General features: G+C 34.9%; 14 protein-coding genes. 2 read left to right on the plus strand and 12 right to left on the minus strand.

Going from position 1 to position 22,855, the window contains the following annotated elements; translation table 11 throughout:
* The first annotated feature begins 56 nt into the window (after positions 1-56).
* The gene (locus tag KFZ70_RS16415) at positions 57-836 is read left to right on the plus strand and encodes a S1/P1 nuclease (RefSeq protein WP_139698183.1); all 780 of its coding nucleotides are present in this window, start codon (positions 57-59) and stop codon (positions 834-836) included.
* 472 nt (positions 837-1,308) lie between these two features.
* Here KFZ70_RS16415 and KFZ70_RS16420 read toward each other — a convergent pair whose 3' ends face one another.
* From KFZ70_RS16420 to KFZ70_RS16475, 12 genes are all read right to left on the minus strand, one after another.
* The gene (locus KFZ70_RS16420; RefSeq protein ID WP_139698182.1) at positions 1,309-1,674 is read right to left on the minus strand and encodes a hypothetical protein; all 366 of its coding nucleotides are present in this window, start codon (positions 1,672-1,674) and stop codon (positions 1,309-1,311) included.
* Positions 1,675-1,781: 107 nt separating this feature from the next.
* Complete coding sequence (locus KFZ70_RS16425) at positions 1,782-9,254, minus strand: S8 family serine peptidase (RefSeq protein ID WP_139698181.1); 7,473 nt, start codon at positions 9,252-9,254, stop codon at positions 1,782-1,784.
* A 33-nt stretch (positions 9,255-9,287) separates the two neighbouring features.
* On the minus strand, positions 9,288-10,766 hold the full coding sequence (locus KFZ70_RS16430; RefSeq protein WP_139698180.1) for an FISUMP domain-containing protein: 1,479 nt from the start codon (positions 10,764-10,766) through the stop codon (positions 9,288-9,290).
* A 10-nt stretch (positions 10,767-10,776) separates the two neighbouring features.
* Positions 10,777-12,192: a RagB/SusD family nutrient uptake outer membrane protein gene (locus KFZ70_RS16435; RefSeq protein ID WP_158293220.1), complete on the minus strand. Its 1,416-nt coding sequence runs from the start codon at positions 12,190-12,192 to the stop codon at positions 10,777-10,779.
* A gap of 19 nt (positions 12,193-12,211) precedes the next feature.
* On the minus strand, positions 12,212-12,634 hold the full coding sequence (locus KFZ70_RS16440; protein WP_407515751.1) for a hypothetical protein: 423 nt from the start codon (positions 12,632-12,634) through the stop codon (positions 12,212-12,214).
* 40 nt (positions 12,635-12,674) lie between these two features.
* Entirely contained in the window at positions 12,675-12,884 is a 210-nt protein-coding gene (locus KFZ70_RS16445) for a hypothetical protein (protein ID WP_407515752.1), read from the minus strand.
* Positions 12,885-13,044: 160 nt separating this feature from the next.
* Positions 13,045-15,294 (minus strand): SusC/RagA family TonB-linked outer membrane protein, encoded by a 2,250-nt coding sequence (locus tag KFZ70_RS16450; protein ID WP_407515754.1) that lies wholly within the window; start codon positions 15,292-15,294, stop codon positions 13,045-13,047.
* A 141-nt stretch (positions 15,295-15,435) separates the two neighbouring features.
* Entirely contained in the window at positions 15,436-17,112 is a 1,677-nt protein-coding gene (locus KFZ70_RS16455) for a hypothetical protein (RefSeq protein WP_139698177.1), read from the minus strand.
* 388 nt (positions 17,113-17,500) lie between these two features.
* Positions 17,501-18,643, minus strand: a complete 1,143-nt coding sequence (locus KFZ70_RS16460; RefSeq protein ID WP_139698176.1) for a helix-turn-helix domain-containing protein — start codon at positions 18,641-18,643, stop codon at positions 17,501-17,503.
* Positions 18,644-18,896: 253 nt separating this feature from the next.
* Complete coding sequence (locus tag KFZ70_RS16465; RefSeq protein ID WP_139698175.1) at positions 18,897-19,457, minus strand: hypothetical protein; 561 nt, start codon at positions 19,455-19,457, stop codon at positions 18,897-18,899.
* A gap of 59 nt (positions 19,458-19,516) precedes the next feature.
* Positions 19,517-20,911 (minus strand): M28 family peptidase, encoded by a 1,395-nt coding sequence (locus KFZ70_RS16470; protein ID WP_139698174.1) that lies wholly within the window; start codon positions 20,909-20,911, stop codon positions 19,517-19,519.
* Between the two features lie 156 nt (positions 20,912-21,067).
* The gene (locus tag KFZ70_RS16475; RefSeq protein ID WP_139698173.1) at positions 21,068-21,925 is read right to left on the minus strand and encodes a PPK2 family polyphosphate kinase; all 858 of its coding nucleotides are present in this window, start codon (positions 21,923-21,925) and stop codon (positions 21,068-21,070) included.
* A gap of 135 nt (positions 21,926-22,060) precedes the next feature.
* Between KFZ70_RS16475 and KFZ70_RS16480 the strand changes: the two genes are divergently transcribed.
* Positions 22,061-22,822 (plus strand): hypothetical protein, encoded by a 762-nt coding sequence (locus tag KFZ70_RS16480; RefSeq protein WP_139698172.1) that lies wholly within the window; start codon positions 22,061-22,063, stop codon positions 22,820-22,822.
* Positions 22,823-22,855: the final 33 nt, after the last annotated feature.

Consider the following 22,855-nt stretch of genomic DNA (forward strand, 5'->3'; position numbering starts at 1 on the left):
ATCATTCTTCCTGATGGCTTCAGAATAGAATTTATAAATTTGTCAAAATTTAATTTATGAAATCTATTTATATCTTTGTTTTTACTGCATTCGTTTTATGTACCGCAACTGCAAGCGCTGACGACTTTTGGGGTCCAACAGGTCATCGTGTAGTAGGTAAAATAGCTGATAGTTATTTAAAAGGAAAAACTAAAAGAGAAGTAAAACGCTTACTAAAAAGACAGTCGTTAGCCTTTGTTTCTACCTATGCAGATGAAATAAAATCAGATAAACGTTATAATAAATTTTACAGTTGGCATTATATCAACATGCCTTTTAATCAGGATTATGAAACTTCTAAAAAAAACCCTAATGGCGATTTAGTATCAGGTATTGAGCATTGTAAAAATGTAATTACAGATAAAAACAGTTCAGACGAAGATAAAGCGTTTTATTTAAAACTTTTAGTGCACTTAATTGGTGATTTGCATCAACCGATGCATGTGGGGCTGCAGGAAGACAAAGGAGGAAACGACTTTAAAGTGCAATGGTTTTATGAAGATTCTAATTTACACCGTGTTTGGGATTCTGAAATGATTGAACACTATGGCATGAGTTATGCCGAATTAGCTGAAAATGCTGACATAAAATCAAAAAAGGAAATAAAAGCAATCCAAGAAGGTTCTATAATTGATTGGGTTAATGAAACACACCAACTCACCAAAACGGTTTACAAGTCTGCCCAACCTGGTGACAATTTAAGATACCGCTATTCATACGATCATTTTAAAACGGTTAGAAATCAATTACAAATTGCAGGTATCAGGCTTGCCAAGGTTATGAATGATTTGTTTTAGTTTTTAAATAATCACAAACAGCGCTCTTTTTTTGTAACATAAAAAACCTCATAACAATGTTACAAGGTTTTTCGGACTAACTCAGAAATCTGCGATGATTACTAAATGAATTATTTTATTAAGTATTATAAACTGTTCAAATAGGTATAATCGTTAAAGGTATCTGCATCAACCAAACCGCTTGGCCTTTGAAAGATATATATAATACATACTACAGGGCAAGCAACATAGAAACATAACACATAGAATTTGAAATATACTCCACCCCATGGCATACAATAAATCAAAGCCATCAAAAACAATTAGAAAGGACAATAATATGATGCTTATTAAAGCACTATAAGCAGCTAAAAATTTCATAGTAGTATTGGTATTATATCTTCTATTTTTTAAATAGAAAAATATATAATAAGCGGCTAGTCCCAAAATTATAAGATATTCAAATGTCATAGGTTTTTAAATACTCTTTCTGTTAATGATTCGCACTTGAATGCAGTAAAGATTGAATAAGCTCCATCCAATCTTCTGAATAATTAAGACAGAATACATTTTCTTTCTTCTTACCAATAATGGTAAGTTTATCTTTTACAGCAAATAAATGTTTATTTGACTTTACTAACTCAATCTCATCTAAGCCCAATACAACATCTTCATTTTGTTTTGAAGAGAATACAATGCGCTTATTAGTAATCATTAATTCACCTGTTACCTTCTTCTGTCCATGACAATGTCTTGCTTCTGCACTAATAATTTCATACTCTTCCTCAGGTGAGTCTTTTGATGAATTTAGATTATGATTCCCCATATTCCTTAATATTTTTAAATTATCCCAATACATACTAACTCAGTTAAACGATGTGGTGTTAATTGGTTATTGTCAATCAATCCCTTAACTTTTAAAATGGTTGGAACACATGGTATGCTCCAACCATTTTATTATAAATTTTACTTCACTATTATTTTAAAACTCTTATACGCCTTATCCTCTGCATTTAACACGCAGATATAAAAACCTGGTGCTAGCTTATTCAATGATAATACTTCCACATGTTCACCAACTGGCACATTAGATTTGCTTGTTGTGTATTGTAATTGGCCATTTGAATTAAATAGTTGAATACTCACATCAGCAGTTTCATCTAGTTTGTAATACAGTTTAGCCATTCCGTTCACTACTGGATTTGGAGTGAATATGGCTGGCAAATCTGATGCATCAAAATGGACATCATTAAACAAACCATCTGGAACACCCGACGCCGTTTCTGAATCATCAATTACATTTACGTAAACCAAATGAATTACAAAACCATCTTCCTTACCATCATCTGCAGCAAAAACCAATTGCCCTGTGCCTACTTTTATAGGGTTTAAGTTTATGAACTGATTTCCAAAGGCCATATCAACAACCTCTGGATTATAATTACCAGCTAAGAACTGAAAAACATCACCGTCAGGATCTGTAAAAATCTCGTTAGGATCTATGGTTACTGCACTATTTTTATCAGCGAGATTAAGGGTAACAACCTCATAATCTGTATTAAAAATTGGAGCACGGTTTTTCTCAATTACGTTAATTACAATCGTATCATTAGTCACATTGCCTACGGCATCCGTAAAAGCTAGCGGTACTTTATAATTCCCTTCGCTTTCATAATCTGTTTCTACAGTAACCTGAGCTGTGTTTGCATCGGTCTGTGTCAACTCATATTCAATACCTTTAATACTATCATCAATAGAAACAGTAATAGCATCTCCTTCAACATCTTCAAATAAATAATTAAACACTTTAGATTCGGTTTCAACAAGATTCAAAGTATCTTTATAAATATTCGGATAGAAATTTAACTCTGGAGCCCCATTCACATTTAAGGTAATAGTTACCTCCTCTCTTGGATTATTAATATCGTTAGAGGTTGCTATAATCTTTCCTGAATGTGTACCTTTCCCAGCTATTTCTGGGTCTATGGTAGCATTAATAGCTACTGTTTCTCCTCCTAAAACCTCGCCTTCATACGTATCTAGAGTTAACCACTGGTTTTTACCTGATGCCGTTAAGGGTCTTATTTTCCAGAGAACACGCATGCTTTGTACATAATTTGCCCACCAGTAATACTTTTCATTACCTTGATATACCCCTGAAAAACTCTCCTCAAGGATAGATTCGTCTTCAGAATTATCAAATCCCATATATTTATTAGAAACAGGAAGTGTAACTATTATATAAAATTGTTCTCCTTCTGGTATGAAAAATGGTTGTTCTAGAGGGAAATAAATCCATTCACTATCTACTCTTTGATTAATTACAAATTGTTGTTCGTATAGCTTTACACCATCTTGGGGCAAATCGCCTCCTTTATAAACCATTACAGTGATAAGCTCTTCAATTTTATCTAAATACGTATAGGCTCTAACATGGGTTAAACTAAAACCACCTGTCGGAGCTGTAAACCGATTAGAGAATGCCAAATTAGCCCCTACTGCAAACGGTGTAAACACACCATCACCAACTTCTTTGGTTTCAATAGCTAATGAATCAACGGTCACCCTTTTTTGCAAATCATATTCTCCTTCCAGGTCAGAGATATAAGGCTCTGTTGGCGTAGGAGCAACTTGTGGTACCGTTGCAGGTGATAAATTATAGAATAACTTTGAATCACCTTTATTCTCTATATTAAAGGTATAAACCTCTTTCTCTATATTTGTAAGTGTATACTCTTGATCTTGAGCATTCCAACTAAACATTGGAGAATCTACAATGGCAGCTTCTACAACCGTTTCATCAGCACCTGAATTACTGGTATAAATAATCTTCCCAATTTGGTTTTGGTTGACCAACACCGCAATTTCTGCAGTAAGTGTAACAGTTTCCCATGGCTTGATATTGATAGCACTCAATAATACACCCGAACTGCTTCTAATAATCTTATTACCTGCTTCATCATACAAATTAAATCCATCTAAGCCTTCAGAAGCGATTTGCGTTACTTTTAAAATATCGTATCCTTTATTGGTTATTTTTAGCGTTTTAGTTAAGATTAAGTTATTTCTAAAAACAATATTATCCCAACTTAGCGTGTCAGTAACGGCTATTTTTGGCGCCCCTGTAACATGTATTTCAACTGGAACTTCCAAAGTTTTTTGACTATTACTATTTGACACTAAGCTAATAGTATCACTGTAAATTCCAGGATAATAGATGTCTTCAGCGGAAACCGTTAGGTTTAAAGCTTCTTGCTGTTGGGTACTAACGCTTCCTACCTGTGGTGGGGCTATAATGTATGAGGTATGGTTTTTTATATTAGCCCAACTCATTATTAATGCTTTTTCCTCTTGAAGAAACTCAGTACCATCTGGACTCTTAATACCATATTGTATTAATCCGCCCCAAGTCTCAATATCGTCATAATGAAATTTAATATAACCGTCATTATTTATTTCTACTTGAAAAGACACTTCACCAGGGCTCATTGAAGCATTTTGCCCTACTAGTTTATACCACTGCACTACCAATGTATCATCTTCAAGTTTATAATTTAAGCCATTATTGTTTTCTAGTAGCTTTAAATTAGTCCATAACGGTGCTATAACCCCATTGAAATCATCTCCAATTACAAAGGTTGGTTCTCCTGGTTGATTACTTGGTTTCTTAACGGAGATATATCCGTTAATAGAAATCCAAATAGTACTATAATATTCACCATAAAATGGAAACTCAAAAGGTAATTCTACAGAGGTATACCCATTTTCTTCTAGCTCTAATCTGCCTTCATTTAAATCAATCATGTCCCATTTATGAAACACTTTTAAGGAATCGCTTAATTTCCAGGCATACCCATAATCTTCAGTTGCTTTTCTGTTATTTGCTCCTATGGCCTTACCAGTACTTTCATTCGCTACCGATGCAAATGTGCTGTTTCTAAACACATACTCCAGTCCCACAGCACTACTCGTATTTGTAATATTAAAAGGTACCGATGTTTTTTCTCCACCTCCTAAACTCACGGAAATAGGTAGTGGTAAATCATGTGTGTAGTGCGCATCATCTAGCCCCTTAGCCCTTAAAACCGCTTGTTGAATAGAACCATCTTCAAAGCCAACCGTTACATTGCCTACTAACTCATTAGAATTTGTAGGAGTAAATGTTACGGGTAACATTACATTAGATGTGGCATTTAACATTATTGGCAACACTGAAGCATCTATGGTAAACTGCGCTAAACCAGATGATAATGCCGTTATATTAATAGCTTGCGCCCCTTTGTTTTCAACCTTTAAATACTTAGTTTTCGAAGCACCAATAAATACTGGCTCTTTAAAATGAACAGAATCATTAACCGTAACTTCTGGTGTTCCTGAAACATTAATCACTACAGGCACTTTATTAAATTTTGCCGCTGTATTATTATAAACAACAATAGTATCATTGTAGGTGCCTTCAGTTAAGCCATAAGCTTTAGGTTCTATATTTAAATTGACCACTTCGGTATTTCCACTTAAAATGGTTCCTTCTAATTTGTTGGTTTCTCCAATCATGGAAATAGTTCGGTCTGGCGTAAACCTTACAACCAACCCATTTACTAATTCTTGGGTATCACCGTAATCTCTAAACGTTAGCTTATCTTCAGACAATATCCCTTGCACGTAAATGGTATAATCTTTATCTGGCGTTACGTCATCTACATCCTTATAACGATATTCTATAGCGCCATTTTTAAACAATACAACCTGAAACTCTACGGTATCCCCATAATGTGCATACCCTTTAGAGCCACTTCGCATTAAATGACATTCAAATGTTAACACAATTTTATCACCAAAAGCATGATAAATTAATCGATTAACATTTAAAGGTGATCCCTGAATGTTCAGTGGTACTAAGGCTCTATAACCAAACAGATTTACAGTTCCTAAAAGATCAACACTTAGCGATTCCATCATTTGATTAAAGAATGGGAATTTCATACCTAAAGGAATTGCATTTCTTAATTCTTCTCTTGAAAACACAGTACCAAAGTCTGAAATATCATCCCACAAGTTTGCCGCCGGGCCATCAATATCTAATGAAGAACTCATAGTATAATGGAGCTTCTGCCCCATTAAACCAGAGTTTTTATTCGCAATATTGTAATGATTCAAATCATAATTTAAAGAAGCCCCAGTTCCATTATTTGTAATAGACAATGACACTTGTCTTTTTGATTCATAATTAACATCAATTGTTGAAGCTGATACACTCAACGCAATGTCTGGTCCTTGCTCACTAATGAGGCGTAAGGCAAAAGGTAAATCGCCAATATTTGTGTTAAGCGTTATTTTATCATTAATAGCGCCTTCAAGACTTGGTGTATATTTAAACGGTACCTTATCTAAATTTCCAGGATTCACAATCAACGTATCTGCATATACTTCAGTATTTCCTGCTCCTTCAACCGTATAACCATACACTTCAAAATTTGATAATCCCTTATTTTCAACCTCTAATTCAAGATCATTTTCTACGTTGGTAAATACTTCATATTCATGTAATGCTGTATTGTCAACAACGGCTACCTGGCCAACTACTTCTAGTTTTAGTTCAATATTTACGACAGGTTTATGAATATCGTTTGTTAAAACACCAACCGATGCTAAATGATTGCCATTAGTTAAATTATTTGCATCAACCGTAATATTTATGTCTTGATTTGAGAACTCCTGAATTTCACCGTTATTAGGATCTAGAAAAACAAATGATCCGTTTTCTCCCGTACTAAATGCTCTAAGCATAGGAATAGCCGGTCTGAACAATAAATCTCTTGCTATAATATAGGTTCTTCCATTATCTCTAGACACAACAAAACGTTCATTAAACTCTCCCCCACCAAATTGCATCACCTGAGGATTAAGCATCTCCTTTGGGAAATTAAACACCACCCAAAACGATTCATTATCCTGAAACTTTTGTGGCTTATAAATAGGAATTCTGTAATACTTAAATTCGTTCGCCACATCAGGATAATATTCTTGCTGATATACAGTTTCAGCCTTATTCATATCATTTCTTGAACCTTTTCTAATTTCAATAGTGATAGGAAACTCATTAGTTTCAGGAAATAATGCTACTTCAAGGTGCGTTAAATTAAATGAAAAATCGTACGGAATATCAAATCGTGTTCCCATAATTAACCCCGCATTGGTATTACCTGTTCCGGCTAAGAATGCTGGAGGTGTACCATTTTCATATGACAACCCTGCGATATACTCTGGAGTATCATTTTTCCAGTGCTCGAAGGATGATAGCGAGGCCTGAGACAAGTCACTATCTGTTAAATAGCGAATAGCTTCAAATGGCTCACCTAAATCATCATTGGAAGTATTTGCTATACTATCGGATTTATATGTGACCGTTTTAGCTGAAGCACTGGCGGTTTCTAGAGGTCTGAAATAGGTTTCGTTAGAAATTAAGCTTTCCCAGTAAATAATTCCTTCAGAAATGTTTGAAAAAGTAACAGGGACATTTGCCAACGGATTATCGGTTACATCAATGGTCAAATCGATACTTTTGGTCGATTCCATAAAATGTGGCTCACTAGAGGTTGTTGTAGCCAGAATATTAGAGATCTCTGAAATATTTTCAAACTGATCTAAAGATTTAACCGCAAACCAGTAATCTGTTTCTTTTATTAAGCCACCAATATTTATATTGAACGTTTGCCCTGCTTCAACATTATTTTCTACCAAAAAGAGGCCTTGATTTTCAAAATTAGATGCCGTTATGGGTTCTTCCCCTATTGCTAAATAATAATAACTAGGACTAAATCCGTCATCATCATTAGGCACTGTCCATGCTAATCGTATTTCATTATGAAAACTTTCAGCAGCACGTAAGTCGGTAATTGCATTGGGCGGAATTCGGTTATCATCCACTAATGCTTTAGCAGCATTTAAGATACCTTTCCCATACTTACTGTTGTGAATAAATCTAAAGGGGGTTGTTGAATTAATAATAATTCTGCGTAAATCGTCAGGTGTAATAGTATTACCCTCATTGATATTTTTAGCTAAGACTAAAGCCGCAACTCCTGAAACATGTGGACATGCCATAGAGGTACCTTCAATATAACCATACTGATTATTCGTAATGGTACTCAATACGCCGCCTTCTTCACCAAAATTTGTCATATCGCCACCGGGCGCACAAATATCTACCCAATCACCAAAATTGGTATAAGGTGCTGGCAACCCAGTTGGTCCTGTGCTACTAACTGCTACAACCTCATCAAAGGCTCCTGGATAGCGATTGCTTTCTACAGCGTCATTACCAGCTGCAAAGAAGAGAATACCTCCTTTCATTGGGCTACCTGGGTATTGACCAGCCTCAGCAATGAAATAACGAATAGCATCAAGCACCTCTGGTTCATAATAATCTGGACGATTATACCCCCAAGAATTTTGTGAAATTACAGCACCATTATCTGCTCCATAAACTATAGCCTCTGCGAAATTAAGCCCCCCATTGGTACGACTATCAAATACCTGAGCAGATATTAATTTTACACCATTACCTGAACCATCGCCCCCAGCAACTCCGGCAACACCAATACCATTGTTTCCAACAGCACCAACTGTTCCTGCAACATGCGTACCATGATTACCTGGTGTAATAGCACCTCGTACATTAAAGTTATATCCGTAAAAATCATCTATATAACCATTTCCATCATCATCAACGCCTTCCACTCCATTAATTTCGGCCTCATTCTGCCACATATTATCTTTTAAATCTTCATGATTAAAATCAATACCCTGGTCAACAATGGCTACAATAATATCAGAATGCCCTGTTGTAGTTTCCCATGCTTCAAATAATTCAACATCAGAGCTAAACTCTCCAAACCTGTCGTTACTTTCATAATGCCACTGCTCTGATAATTTTGGATCATCAGACTCTAGTACAATCGACTCATCCATAGCACTTTTCACTTCATCAGATTTAAACACTACAGGCTCTTTTCCTCCATCAATCTGGGTTTTCTTATAGATAGGCTTTATAATGTCAATGTCAGCAATACTCTCATATTGTTTCATAACTTCTTTAGCAGATTTGCTAGAATCGAACTCTACTTCATACCATAAATGAAGTCCGTATTTTCTGTGTTTTGCTTCAAATTTTGGAGAAAAAGGAAACACACGCTTTATTTGTTTTATACCTATTTGATTACTTACTTTATCTACATTAGGCAAACCAACTTCTTTTGAGGTTGTTTTACCCGTAGCCACCTTAAAACTTTTAGATTGGTTTATGGCCTCTTGCTTAAATTTTAATCGGATTTTACCACTTAGGATATCATCTTCTGATTGCCTTTCATCTTGAGCCTGCATCACTCCAAAATGGAGCATTCCCAAAAGTAGCAGTATAAATATTTTAATGTTTTTCATTTTTCTCAATTTTTTATTTGTCAAATGGGAATATTAATCTTGAATCTCTCTTACATATCTCACAGGAAGCGCATAGAAATTAGCAGGCAAAACCACTGGATCTACAGATGCACCATTCAATGTTATATATAATACAACAGAGGAACCATTACTTTCTACATAAGTGTTCGTCCAGTATATACCTGTTTTATCTTGTTCTCTAAAAACGTTCCTAAAAGCCGGATCTGAACTGCTAGAGAATTCCAAATACCCAGGATAGCCCAAATCGAACCCTGTTGGGCCCCCTTCAACTAATTTGTCTTTGGCATATAAAGTACCTCCCTGTGACACAATTAAATCTCCATATTCTTGTGGCGTTGGTAATCGCCAACCTTCAGGAGCATAATCTCTAGCAGCGAAATAAGAGTATAAGCGTCCGTACTTTTTACGATCTTCCTTGGTTTCTAAAGGGAACCCTTCTTCGATTATGCTTCTATAGGCATGCCCATAATACCAAGAACCATTTCCAGGATCGGCAGCATAATTAAAATTTTCTGCCATCCATTCCAAACCATTTATCTCTGCGTATTTGTAAGTTTGGTTATCACGACTATCTTTAAACATCCCCCATTTACCACGGAACCTGATATCTACACTATCAACTGAGGTGTAAGCATCAAGAACAACTTTCCATTTTAAGGTGTATAGGGAATCTGCCACTCCTTTTATTAAAGAGTTAGGATTGTTTTTACCATAAACCGTAGCGAGATTTGCGTTTTTAACAACTTCCCATTCTGCTGTGGCACCGGCGGGTAGATAGGCTTCAAGGGTAAAATATTTATCCTCAGCACCCTTTTCATTTTTAATATCGAGTTGATCAGGACCTGCGTAGGCATTCAGCACATCGGTTACAAAGTCAACCTCCTGAAAAACCGCTTTTGAACCATAGCTCAAAGTCCAACGTAATTTATATTCAGATTTCTCCTTACCTATAAATTCAGCTTTAAAATTATCAGCATTCTCAATTCTTCCATCACCATTAATCACTTCCCATTTTCCAGTTGCACCATATTTTGGAGCCTCTGCTTTAAGATAAGCGGACACATTATTCTTCAGGGTATCTACACTAGCTTTAGGCTCAATAATGATAGGGATAAGTGGTTTAAAAGACACGGTTATTGAAGCGGCCTCATAAGCATCGCCATGACTAACTTCCCATCCAATAGTATAGGTTTCACCAGGTTCTCCATAAAATAAAGTTCTTGGGTCATGAATGTCTTCAAAGCGTCCATTTTCTCCATTGTAAATACGCCATGTACCTACTAACGGTGGTTTTACTGGAACCGCACTTAGCTGTATCACATAACCGTCATTTTCAATATCAATAAAACTAGGCCCAGCATTAGGGTTTAGGTTTATAGGTTCTTCATCAGGTGAACAGGCTTGCATTAATAACCCAAAGGCTATTAAGAGCATTACAATACTCACCAACCGTTTAAAATTTGTATGTGTTACCACTTTGTTTTTCAGCATCTTCCTGATTTTATTTATATCCAATATTTTGATCTGAATTATCTAATGCATCGTTCGCATCAATTTCAGATTGAGGTATAGGGAAAGTCATTCTGTAATAATCAGGATCTTGAGCTGTAAATGATAATTTTACCCAGTGCTCTCCTGCTCTATGGAATGGTAGTTGTCTTCTTTTAATATCATTCCATCTAAAACCTTCACCAAATAACTCTTTACGTCTTTCTAATAAAACCTCGTCTATTAAGGTTTGACCTGTTGATGTACTCTTTGACACGCCAGGGTTAGATCTTCTTTGCACCTCATATAAAGCATCTTGAGCTTCTGAGAAATTTCCTAACTCTGCCTCACACTCTGCCTCTATAAGTAACATCTCTGATGCACGAATACAAATGCGTTCGGCATTTCCAACCGAATTATTGTGGGCAAACTTGACGATAAGATACCTATCTGGGTCAATATCATCTACCTTTAAAAAGAACGACTTTCTGGCATCTGCGGCAGTAAAGGTGTTTACAAACTCACTATCAGCGCGCATAGAACTGTAGCCTCCTACTGGCCAATAAAATGAGGGAATAGATAAATAGGTGTTATTATCATCTTGTGTATAAGCAATGGTATAAATAGTTTCAGAGTTTCTTCTGTTAAACCCAGAGAACATGGTGTTGATATCCATTAACTCTAAACCTTCTGAAGCCAATTTGGCATGGTCTCTGGCTGAGGACCAATTACCCATTTCTAAATACAAACGAGCTAAAACAGCGTGTGCTGCGCGTAAATCAAAAAAACCTTTATCACTATTTTCTTTCAATTGATTGGTAGCTGCCAACAAATCGTTTTCAATTTGAGCATACACTTCTGATAGTGGGGCACGTTGAAAACCCGATTTAATTTCTCCAGTTACTGTATTGAGTAAAATTGACGGTGCATCTGGATCTTTGGTATATGCCGGAGCATACATTTGTGCTAACTTAAGCCATGTATAAGCCCGAAGTACTCTTGCTTGGCCTACTAAATTATCTATCTGTTCTGTAGTCGCGTCTGGAATATAAATGGCATTGTTGATAATATTGTTTGCATCATAAATTAACTTATAACCAGACCACCAAGGGTTATCAACATACACATAGTTAGGTAATACATCCATTTGGTATACAGATATAAACCAGTTCCAGTTATCAACGGCATTTACCATAAGGTCTTCCCCCATAATATCTGCCATAATGGGGTTGTATAAACCTTCAAAATTGAAGCTACTTAATTGATTGTAAGCACCGATTAAAGCTGAATTTGCTGTTACGTATGAATCAAAAACTTTGTCCTCAGAAATGGAATCTGTAGGTTCAAGCTCTAAAAAATCATTACTACATCCTACCAATATCAGTCCTAATACCGTAGTTATTATTATATGTTTTATTCTATTCTTCATGATATATGATCTCATTTTTCTATAGCTCTAATTTTAAGCCCATGGTTACAACTTTAACACCAGGGATTCTACCATTGGTTGTTCCGTTTATGGCTACTTCTGGGTCAAAACCTTTAAACTTAGTAAAGGTTAAAAGGTTTTCTGCAGATATAAATGCTCTTAAACTGTTCAACTTAATGGCTTTACATAACTTTTCTGGAAATTGATAAGCCACATTAATATTTTTCAATCTCAAGTATGACGCATCTTCAATAAATCTTGAAGACATTTGATTGGATTGATCAGTGTTATTGGTTACATATCTTGGTACATTGGTAAACCTATTATTTGGTGTCCAAGCATTTGCTGCGTCAGCGGCTAAGTTTGTCCCCGTATTGGTACCGTCATGCATATTGGCCGCGTAGTCACTGTTATATACTTTCCCGCCTAAACTGTAGTACAAGTAAAAATTAAGGGACAGGTTTTTGTAACTTAAATCGTAGTTAATACCACCAACCAAATACTGTTGGCAGTGAATTTCCTAAGCGTTTTCTTTCGGCATCATTATATTCGCTGGTTACTTGTCTTCCTGAACCTAACGGATCATTATATGCTGAGTTTGGAATGGTATTGTCATCTTTATCATCAGAATCGGCATTTACATACCACATTGGTAAGCCGTTATCAGGATTTACACCAGCCCATTCACGCATGTAAAATTGATAAATACTGCTTCCTTCTTCCAGTAATTTAGTACCTGAAACAATTTTTTCTGTAGTTAACTGTAAAATCTCGTTGGTATTGGTTGAAATATTAAAGCCAATAGAACTGTTAAAATTGCCATTATCAATTAGTAAATACTTAAATGATGCCTCAACACCCGTATTTTTTCATTGCTCCTAGATTAGACAGAATGGAGCCAAATCCATTACCAGCCGATAATGGTCTAGCAAACAACAAACCATCTGAATTTCTGTTATAAAATTCGAAAGTGGCATCAAATCTTCTGAAGATATTAAGGTCTAAACCAATGTTAAAACTTTCAATCTTTTCCCAGCTTAAATCAGCATTTGATAATTGTACAGGCGTTAATCCTGGGAAACCACCATAGTTGGCACCACTGCCGTAAAGCCCCAAAGATGCATAATTACCAATGTTATTATTACCAGAAGTACCATAACTAGCTCTTAACTTAGCATTACCAAGCCATGACCATTCTGGCATCCAGTTTTCTTTTGAAATATTCCATCCTGCGCCTACAGAATAGAATAGACCATACTTGTTGTTTTTTCCAAATCTTGAACTACCATCAACACGCGCACTTCCTGATAAATACAAGCGGTTATCATAATCGTACTTTACCTGAGATAAATAAGATACCATATTCCAAGAAGACGTAAAGCTTCCTGGCTGTTCTGGTTTAGATCCCCAAACCAAATCAGGTTTACCTGGCACAGAAAAATCAGTAACCTCGGCAGATAACACTGAGAAATCAGCGCCAAGGGCTTCATGCCCTAGTAACACTTCAAAATAAGATTTATCAGATGATTTTGAATAGGTTAATATATTAGAAATATTCCAAGCCAAGTTATCAGAATGTGAGGCTGAACTTCTTCCGTTTACACCTGCCCCATTACCATGCTCTGGATTATAATAATTTAATCCGTCATCTAAACTCGTATCAATACCTCCTGTTGTTCTAAATTTAAAAGATGGTGAGATATCAATATCTAAATACGTGTTTACAACTGCTCTTTTGGTTTTGTACTCATACTTATCAAGAGCTGCTAAGCCTACTGGATTAAAATCAAAAATAGCTTTGTTACCCCATTCAAAATTTCCTGAACCATCATAAACCGGTGAAGCAGCATTAATAATTTCGGCCGACCTCACAGGGTTAGCACCGCCCGTTCCACTTGGCGGTGCATTTGTTTTTGAATATGATAAATGAGAATTAATCCCTGCTTTTAAAAAACTATTGATTTGATGTGATACATTAATTTTGTTAGTTATTCTATTAAAGTTAGCCCCTATAGTTGTTCCTGAGTCTTTAAAATATCCTAAGGACATAAAAACTTTAGTAATATCTGAACCTCCTGAAACATTTAAGTTATAAGTTTGAATAATCCCGTTTTTATAAACTTCATCGCGCCAATCTGTGTTGGTACGAACCTGTGTTCCTGGTATTAATTTACCATTATCATCTAAGGGTTTATCTACCCCAAATGGGTTATAACCTACTATTTGTTCAACCTCATCATGCGCATAGGCTTTTGCCTCTGTAACAGATTGCCCATCAAGAAGGGCTTGGTTATAAAGTCCCATCCAAGATTGCTCATAAAATTGGGTAGAATTCATTAAATCATACCCTTTTGAAATACGTTCTGAAACACCTAATTGACTTGTAAAATCAATTTTTGTGGTGCCTGATTTTCCTTGTTTTGTGGTGATCAAGATAACACCGTTGGCTGCACGTGAGCCATAGAGTGATGATGCGGCTGCATCTTTTAGAACTGTTACACTCTCAATATCATTGGGATTGATATCTGAAATAGATCCTGACATGGGTACACCGTCAAGAACAAATAAAGGCGCACTGCTTGCACTTAAGGAACCAATACCTCTGATTCTAACCGTTGAACCTGCCCCTGGTTGTCCTGAAGCACTAGATACCATAAGCCCTGGTGTAGTACCTTGCAAAGCTTTTTCAAAAGAACTTACCGGACGGTTTTCAATAATTTCATTATCAACCACCGAAGCTGCTCCTGTGTACGCTTCTTTTGTAGAAGTACCGTAAGCTACAACGATTACGGATTCTAATTCTTCTAAATTTTCTTTTAAAACCACATCAACAGTAGTTCTATTATTTACTGCTTCAGTAAGGGTTTGCATTCCAACATACGAAAAAACAAGTTTTGCCTCGCCACTAGGAATTGAAATGGTATAAAAACCTTCAAAATCTGTTGTAGTTCCTTGGTTTGTTCCCTCTACTACAATGGTCACTCCTGGTAAGGGTAACCCACTTTCATCATTAACATGGCCCTCTACCGTTATAGATTGAGCGTAAGTCATGTTAACACTCATAAGGCAGAATAATATTAGGCAGCCTAATAGTTTTTTCATTGTTTATTTGAATTATAGCATCTTAATTTCTTAGGAAAATAGCTAATTAAGATTAACTAATATGGTTTTGGTAATAACACCCCTACACCCCAAAAAGGGGTGCCGAGACATTATTAACTATTAATCACTTATTTATTATAATTATGGTGTAGTACAAGGCGCAAGAAGTCTATCTACTGCAGTATCTTTATCTACTTCAGTAGGCACCATCCATCCCCATTCGTTTTCTGCCATTTCTTCAAAAACCATTGGTTTTGTTCCAAAATCACCATTTTTTACTTTGGTTAAGAATGGCTCCATGGCGCACATACCAATTCCTTCAGCTGGCATTTGTAATTTAAAACCAGTTCCGTAAGTTCTTTTGAAATTTGTATAAGATGCAAAAGCATTAAATTCAGTTACTTCACTAAAATATAGTTGCATGTTTGTAGACTCTGTTAATTTTGCAAAACCTTCCATTTTAGCAACATCAGCTAAAGCACTTGCAGAAGATGTTGAGCTAATACCAATTCCACCGTCATCAGCACTTGGTACTTTAACAGTAATTGTTACTTCTCCAGCTTCAAGCAATTCATTAAATCCATTAAACCAATTGGTTTGAAAACTGATGTATATATTAGCATTTGACCACTGATTTGCTCCTGTTTCAACTAATGCATTAAAGATATTAACACTCTCAATCTTAGCACTTTCTGATAAACTAATATCTCCTGTTAATTGAGTCACGTTATTAAAGGCATCAATAGAAACTAAATCTGAATTACTTCCAATAGTCACATTTCCTCCAATAAATTCTAAAGCTGGGAAACTAGGCAATGCTTCTAAAGAGGCTCCTGCCAACTGCCAATCAGAATTACCAGAAATATCTAAACTTCCATTAATTGATTTAAGATTAGGGGTTTCAACTGTTTTTAATCTTTTATTAAAAGACAGTGTGAAATTGCCATCTACCGTTTCTCCTGAAATAGAAAGTTTTACTACATTACCTTGAACAAAATCAAAGTTTCCGTGAATATCTCCTAAAGACACCACTTCAACATCACCCAAATAATTTAAATGAGCATCACCTAAAACATTTGTACCTGATAAATCTAAATTAGAAAGCGCACCTATATTAATATAGGTAGGATCATCGGCATAATAATTATCAATACTTAATTCACCAACTTGATCAAGCTTTGCTAAAGATAAAGTTGCTAACATTTCACTTTCTTCGGTAGCTAAAGCTCCAGAAATTAAGACCAATTCATCAGCCACAACACTAGTAAGCCCAGCATTTTCCACAACTTCAAAATCTCCACCAATAGAAGCTAACACTGCAAAGTTTACGGTAGCATCAGCTTCAACACCTTCAATAATTAAGTTTTCACCAATACTTTGTAAGGCATCCATTGTAATGGTCGTTCCACCATTAACTTCAAGACTTTTACCAATTAACTTAATTGTTGAAAGTGCACTCACGTGTGCATCACCACCTACAACAACTCTACCTGTAATAATGGTAGCACCTTGAGCCGTTAAAGCCGCATAATCTTCATCGGTTATAACATTACCGTAATAAACAGCATTAGCATTATTTGCAATTTCCTGCTCTAATAACTCTAAATCTCCAACCAGTTCAGAATTTAAAGCCGCTAAATCTGCTTCTAATTTTGCAATAGCAGCCAATAAGGCTTCTTGTTGTGTTGACTCTAAATCATTTACTTTTTCATTTAAGTCGTTAATTTGATTTTGAAGTTCATCTATGTCTCCTTTAACACAACTATTTAAGGACAACATACCTGCAAGAACCAAACAGGAAATAGTTTTAATTTTCATAATTTAAATTTTAAGTTAATTATTTTTTAAGGGTTAGTTAAAATTGCTTTCCGCTGTGGCATAATTAATTATTTACTTAAAATTTAAAGCCCCACTAGGTGTTTTTAGGTGTCATTGCATGAATTGACACATATTATGCAATGATACACATGTTCTAACTTATTAATAAACAACATATTAAAAACAAAAAACTTAAAAACCTTTTAAACGCCCAATATTTCCATAAAGGAACTAATAACGCTTTCGTTTAATGCCATAAACATGTTAAAAAGAAACATATTTCTTACTCATCAGAACATGAAATCATAAAGTGTGTTTTGCTGAAAACTAATATCAGGGCACCATTAAAAAAAAATATAACCGCTTTAAAAGTAAAAATTAGGTGAATTTAGATGATAGAATCATCTAGATTTTTAATATAATCCGAAGGGGTTTGATCGGTATATTTTTTAAAAATTCTATTAAATGTTGTTTTAGAATTGAATCCTGCTTTCTCGGCCAAATAATTTAGTGTGTGATGTTGATGAAATCCTTGAGCTATTAAATGCTTAGCTTCTTCTAACCGATACTCATTCATAACTTCATAAAAGGATTTATTGAAATTTTTATTGAACACTTCTGAAATACGCTTATAAGTGATGCCTGTGGACTCTACTAAATCCTGCATTTTAAGATCGGTCTTTAAATATGGTTTTTCCTTTTCAATATATTGCGATAATACCTCAAAGTCTTCATTATTTTGATCAGAAATAGACCTAGGTTTATTTTTACTAGTGCGTATTAAATTTTTTATATCCTCAGACTCAGAAAAAAGTTCAGGTCGCATGGTGGTAAAAATTCCTAAAACAATTGTAAATAAGGTTAAACCTGCATAAAAAACATTAAATAGATTAAAAAACAATTTAATGCCAGCCAACTCCAATATAGCACCTGTAGTACCAAAAGTCCACAATATAATATTTATAAACACAAACAGTCTTAACCAAACTAATGTGGATAACTGAAATGCTGAAAGATGTTTTTTTCTAAAATATTGAAAACGGTGAATGGTTCTCAAACAAAATATACTATAGAAAATCCCTTGAATAATAATTACAATATTAAAAACAGACTGCGCTATAAGATACCACACAGGAAATCCATTTTGAAGCATTTCTAGTTTTGCATCAGAGGACTTCGCAAAAAACGGCGTTAAAACCAATAAGTAAAGAACTGCTGGTATAAAATGATACAGTTGCCGCATGGGTTTCTTTATGTCGCGGTACAAGTAGTTTCTTAAATAGAGGAACATTAATGGAAAAAACATTAATGTAAAAACATCTAGCACAGCATATAAATGAACATAGCGTTGATAGAAATCTGTGGTGTGTAAAATAAACACGAAAACGGTTACCGACCAAGAAAAAACTAAAGCACCCAAAATTTTATTTGGATAAAAATTACTTGGATAAAAAATAAGATACATGGCTAGGAGAAAAGACAATACGCCTCCCATCAACAAAATCAGTTCAAAATAACTTTCAATAATCATTTAGTGATTCCCATTGTTGTATCATTTAAAACAACTTCGATAAATATATCTAGCTTTTTATGATATATACAACGTATTTTTGTTTTAAAATTAATGTTTATTTTTTTATTTATTAAATACTAACAAACTATCTCATGTAAAAGATTTGTTTCTAATTGATTTTTTCGTTTAAAGACTATTTTTGAATGAATTTACTTCCTTTGAAACGTAACTATCTAACCTTAATCACTGAAATAGTATCAACAAAAACATATTAATTTCTCAGTTTTCCTGAAAACAACGACACTTTTGAATTAAAAGGGTTTCCAGAAGCGCGCCTAAGCATTACTATTTGTCCGCAGTGCCAAATTGCATCGGCTATAGGGCCGTTGATCATATTCCAAAAGGGCACTTCTGTATCTTCTAATTTTATAAGGCCTTTTGTATCAGTTAATGCCTCTGAAACCACTTTAAGGTTCATCAAAGTTTGTCTTCTTTTTTCCTCAAATTCAAACAATTCCTCTTTTTCTGTCATATCCTTATTATCACTTAAAACACTATTTCTAATGAACTTTGACAATTCATAAATATGATTGAGCACCTCTTCACTGGTTCTGCTCGACTCACTAGACTTATACGATAAATCTTTGCTAGTTAATCCTTCTGTAGCCCAATAGTATCTAAATCCTAAACCATCAATCATTCTTGCTGCCACTGTTCTTGATGTATACGTTTCTGGGTAATCTGGAATTTCGTGGTAAGGTAAGTTATCTATATTTTGCCCCATAGTTACTAAAGTAGTTAGTATACTAAATATCATTAAAATATGTTTCATCAGATTGTTTTGAAATCTTTTTCTTTAAATATACCTCAATGCCATTGAGAAAGCTCTGCCTAATTTTTAGTGCCCTTTATACCGTATTTATCAACCAAATAAACTAACGCTGCCATAGTTGCTGCTCCTAGTTCTAGTTCTCGTTTGTTCACCGTCTCAAAGGTATCATTACTGGCATGATGATAATCAAAATAGCGCTGATTATCTGTAAACAGTCCAGCAACAACGTTATGCTCTGATTTTAATGGTTTTACATCTGCTTCACTTTCATTTTTTTCAAAAGAATGCACAAGATAAGGCTCAAATAAACCCTGCCAACTTAACATTTGATTATAAGCCTGATCATTACAATCAAAATTAAATCCTCTAGGGCTGAATCCACCTGTATCACTTTCAATAGCAAACATATGGTTTTCATCGTTTTGTTTCACCGCTTCGGCATAGGTAGAAGCACCACGTAAACCGTTTTCCTGATTCATAAATAGCACCACCCGAATACTGTGCTTGGGCTTAATATCTAATTTCTTTAGTAAGTGTAAAACCTCCATGGCTTGTACCACACCTGCCCCATTATCATGAGCTCCGTCTCCTAAATCCCAAGAGTCCAGATGTGCCCCAACAATAATATATTTATTCGGATATTTGCTTCCTTTGATCTCCCCTATAACATTATAAGATTGAACCTCCTTAAGCTGTTTGCAACTCTGTTTAAAATAAAATTGAATGTTATTATTTAACTTTAACATGGTGCTGAGTAGCTCGGCATCATTAGTGCTAATGGCTGCAGCAGGAATTCGTTCGTTATCGGGTAACCCATTATAAGTCATACTACCTGTATGTGGTAAATCATGCATACGAAAAGTTAAGGAACGAACAATAATACCAACCGCCCCATATTTTGCGGCTTCGGTAGCCCCTTGTTCGCGCAAATGTACACATGCGTTGTAGGCCTCTATAGGATTTATATGTTCTGCAGGTAAAGGTTTGTTAAAAAAAACGATTTTACCATGCACGATTTCTTTGCCTAGCGCTTGAAGCTCTTCCATACTTTTTACTTCAACCACCTGAGCCTTAACACCTAAAGCAGGCGTGGCCACAGAACCTCCTAAAGCACAAATATTTACCGTGGTGGTTTTTCCAGACACCCCTTCAATAAAAGCATATTCTTTAGTTCCTCTTACCCAACGCGGTACCATAACGGGTTGAAGCCAAACCTTATCTAAACCTAATTGTTCAAATGTTTCTTTAGTATAGGTAACAGCTTTTGAGGCGCCTAAAGAACCCGATAACCTACTCCCTATCTGATTCGATAAATAATTTAACCATTCGTAACTATGACCATTTGTTAATGCTTGTGTATAAATGGTTTTTAAAACCGCTTCATCTGATTGCGCCTTCATGGGCAAAACACAAAGACATAGTATTAAGGTAAGTACTAACTTAATCCTATTCATAAATTATTTTTTTCGGCGGAAAGATAATATATCTTATCAATAGCCCGTAACATCTAACCCTAAATTTATGTTAAGACCGCAATGATAGTTTATGCCACATGAGCAAATCCTTTTTAGTTTACAAAAAACAAATAGGTTATATATTTACCGTTACTACTATTCATTTTTCAATTGCTGTTTATAACGTTCAATATGCGCTTTAATATCATCATCTAATTCAGGTTCCTTGATATTTGAATAGCTTTTAAGTGTATCATAGATGATTTTTGCCACGATATACCTAGCTGTTGGTTTATCATCGGCTGGAATAACAAACCAAGGAGCATGGGGCTGTGATGTTCTATTCAAAACATCTTCATAACAATCTTGATAATTGTCCCATAATTTTCGTTCTTTTAAATCACCTGCAGAAAATTTCCAGTTCTTTTCTTCTTTATTCAATCTTCGTAATAACCTATTCTTTTGCTCTTCTTTTGAGAGATTTAAAAAGAATTTAAAAATGAGGGTACCATTTTCAGCGATATGTTTTTCAAAATTATTTATCTGTTCAAAACGCTGATCCCAAAATGCCTCATTAACATCTTCAACCTTGTTAATGGTTGGAATATGCTCTCCTAAAATATATTCAGGATGTACGCGTGTTACTAATACATTCTCATAATGTGTTCTATTAAATACTCCAAATTTTCCACGGGCAGGAAGCGCTATATAATGACGCCATAAATAATCGTGTTTTAATTCTAATTCCGTTGGCACTTTAAAACTATGAACCACAACCCCTCGGACGTTAAAATCTTTAAAAACTTCACGAATCAAACTGTCTTTACCTGCGGTATCCATGCCTTGTAAACAGATTAAAACAGCGTACTTTCCATGAGCATATAGGGTGTCCTGAAGCTTTCCCAACTTTTTTCTTACTGATTTTAATTCCTTTTCCGCATCCTCAATAACCTCTCTTGTGTTTACTTTTTTTAAGGATATGTTTCCATTGATTTTATAGTGATCTATCTGCATTTTTATAATTAATTTATTGAAGGATTATTTTAAACCTATAAATATAGTAAATCCATAATTTCGATGAACGACAGCTATAAGTGCTACGATTTTAATACTTTCGCTCTACCTATTTATGTTTTTAACCCATAATCTATGAAAAACGTTTACTTTATTCTATTTTTTATAAGCATATATACTGTTAATGCTCAAAACAGTTGTGATAATGCCAATTCTTATTTAGTTAATGCCTACGCGCATGCAAAGGATTCCTACGAATCAAATAATATTAGCCATTTAAAATACTATGCCAATCGTTCTGTGGAAGCCTTCCAGCTTGCAAAAAAACAACTCAAAGATTGCCCGTGTAGTAAGGCTCTAGAATTTGCAAATAAAGCCATTGAGGCATTGCTTAAAGTGGAACAAGAGGAAACGTTTGAAGATGGTCGTTTTTTTGTAAAACGCGGTAGAGAATTTGCCAAACAAAGCGTCATTGAAATGGATCAATGTGCTTTTAACAACTATCAAGAAACGAGTACGCAAACAGTAGAAACTCCTAATAATACTAGCACTCAACTGAGTGACCTACAAAAAGAACAGCTTAAATTGCAACAGCAACAAGAGGCCTTAAAAAAACAAGAAGCTGAAATAAAATCAAAATTAGCCGCTCAAAAACTAGAAGCTGAAAGCTTAAAAAAGAAGCAAATTATTGCCTCGTATAAAAAAGTGATGTCTAACAACGTAAAGACCTATAATGAGTCATTATCTGTTTGTCATTGCCAACATAAAGCTTTTGAAAATACAACCATTTCTGAAGATTTATCATCAAAATCTATAGATGAAATTAAACACTATTTTACAGAAAATTTAAAAGCATTAGCGTCTGATTATATAGCTGAATTAAATCAGTGTAATTAAAAAACTTGTATAAAAAAGTCTCGAAATAAAAAT

Origin of the sequence: Allotamlana fucoidanivorans, assembly GCF_045788535.1 — a bacterium.
Classification (GTDB): domain Bacteria; phylum Bacteroidota; class Bacteroidia; order Flavobacteriales; family Flavobacteriaceae; genus Allotamlana; species Allotamlana fucoidanivorans.

Coding starts and splice junctions, on each gene's coding strand:
- KFZ70_RS16475 (WP_139698173.1), bottom strand. CDS start 21,925: ATGCAGATAGATCACTATAAAATCAATGGAAACATATCCTTAAAAAAA.
- KFZ70_RS16450 (WP_407515754.1), bottom strand. CDS start 15,294: ATGAAAAAACTATTAGGCTGCCTAATATTATTCTGCCTTATGAGTGTT.
- KFZ70_RS16445 (WP_407515752.1), bottom strand. CDS start 12,884: ATGCGTGAATGGGCTGGTGTAAATCCTGATAACGGCTTACCAATGTGG.
- KFZ70_RS16420 (WP_139698182.1), bottom strand. CDS start 1,674: ATGTATTGGGATAATTTAAAAATATTAAGGAATATGGGGAATCATAAT.
- KFZ70_RS16480 (WP_139698172.1), top strand. CDS start 22,061: ATGAAAAACGTTTACTTTATTCTATTTTTTATAAGCATATATACTGTT.
- KFZ70_RS16465 (WP_139698175.1), bottom strand. CDS start 19,457: ATGAAACATATTTTAATGATATTTAGTATACTAACTACTTTAGTAACT.
- KFZ70_RS16425 (WP_139698181.1), bottom strand. CDS start 9,254: ATGAAAAACATTAAAATATTTATACTGCTACTTTTGGGAATGCTCCAT.
- KFZ70_RS16430 (WP_139698180.1), bottom strand. CDS start 10,766: ATGCTGAAAAACAAAGTGGTAACACATACAAATTTTAAACGGTTGGTG.
- KFZ70_RS16460 (WP_139698176.1), bottom strand. CDS start 18,643: ATGATTATTGAAAGTTATTTTGAACTGATTTTGTTGATGGGAGGCGTA.
- KFZ70_RS16470 (WP_139698174.1), bottom strand. CDS start 20,911: ATGAATAGGATTAAGTTAGTACTTACCTTAATACTATGTCTTTGTGTT.
- KFZ70_RS16455 (WP_139698177.1), bottom strand. CDS start 17,112: ATGAAAATTAAAACTATTTCCTGTTTGGTTCTTGCAGGTATGTTGTCC.
- KFZ70_RS16415 (WP_139698183.1), top strand. CDS start 57: ATGAAATCTATTTATATCTTTGTTTTTACTGCATTCGTTTTATGTACC.
- KFZ70_RS16435 (WP_158293220.1), bottom strand. CDS start 12,192: ATGAAGAATAGAATAAAACATATAATAATAACTACGGTATTAGGACTG.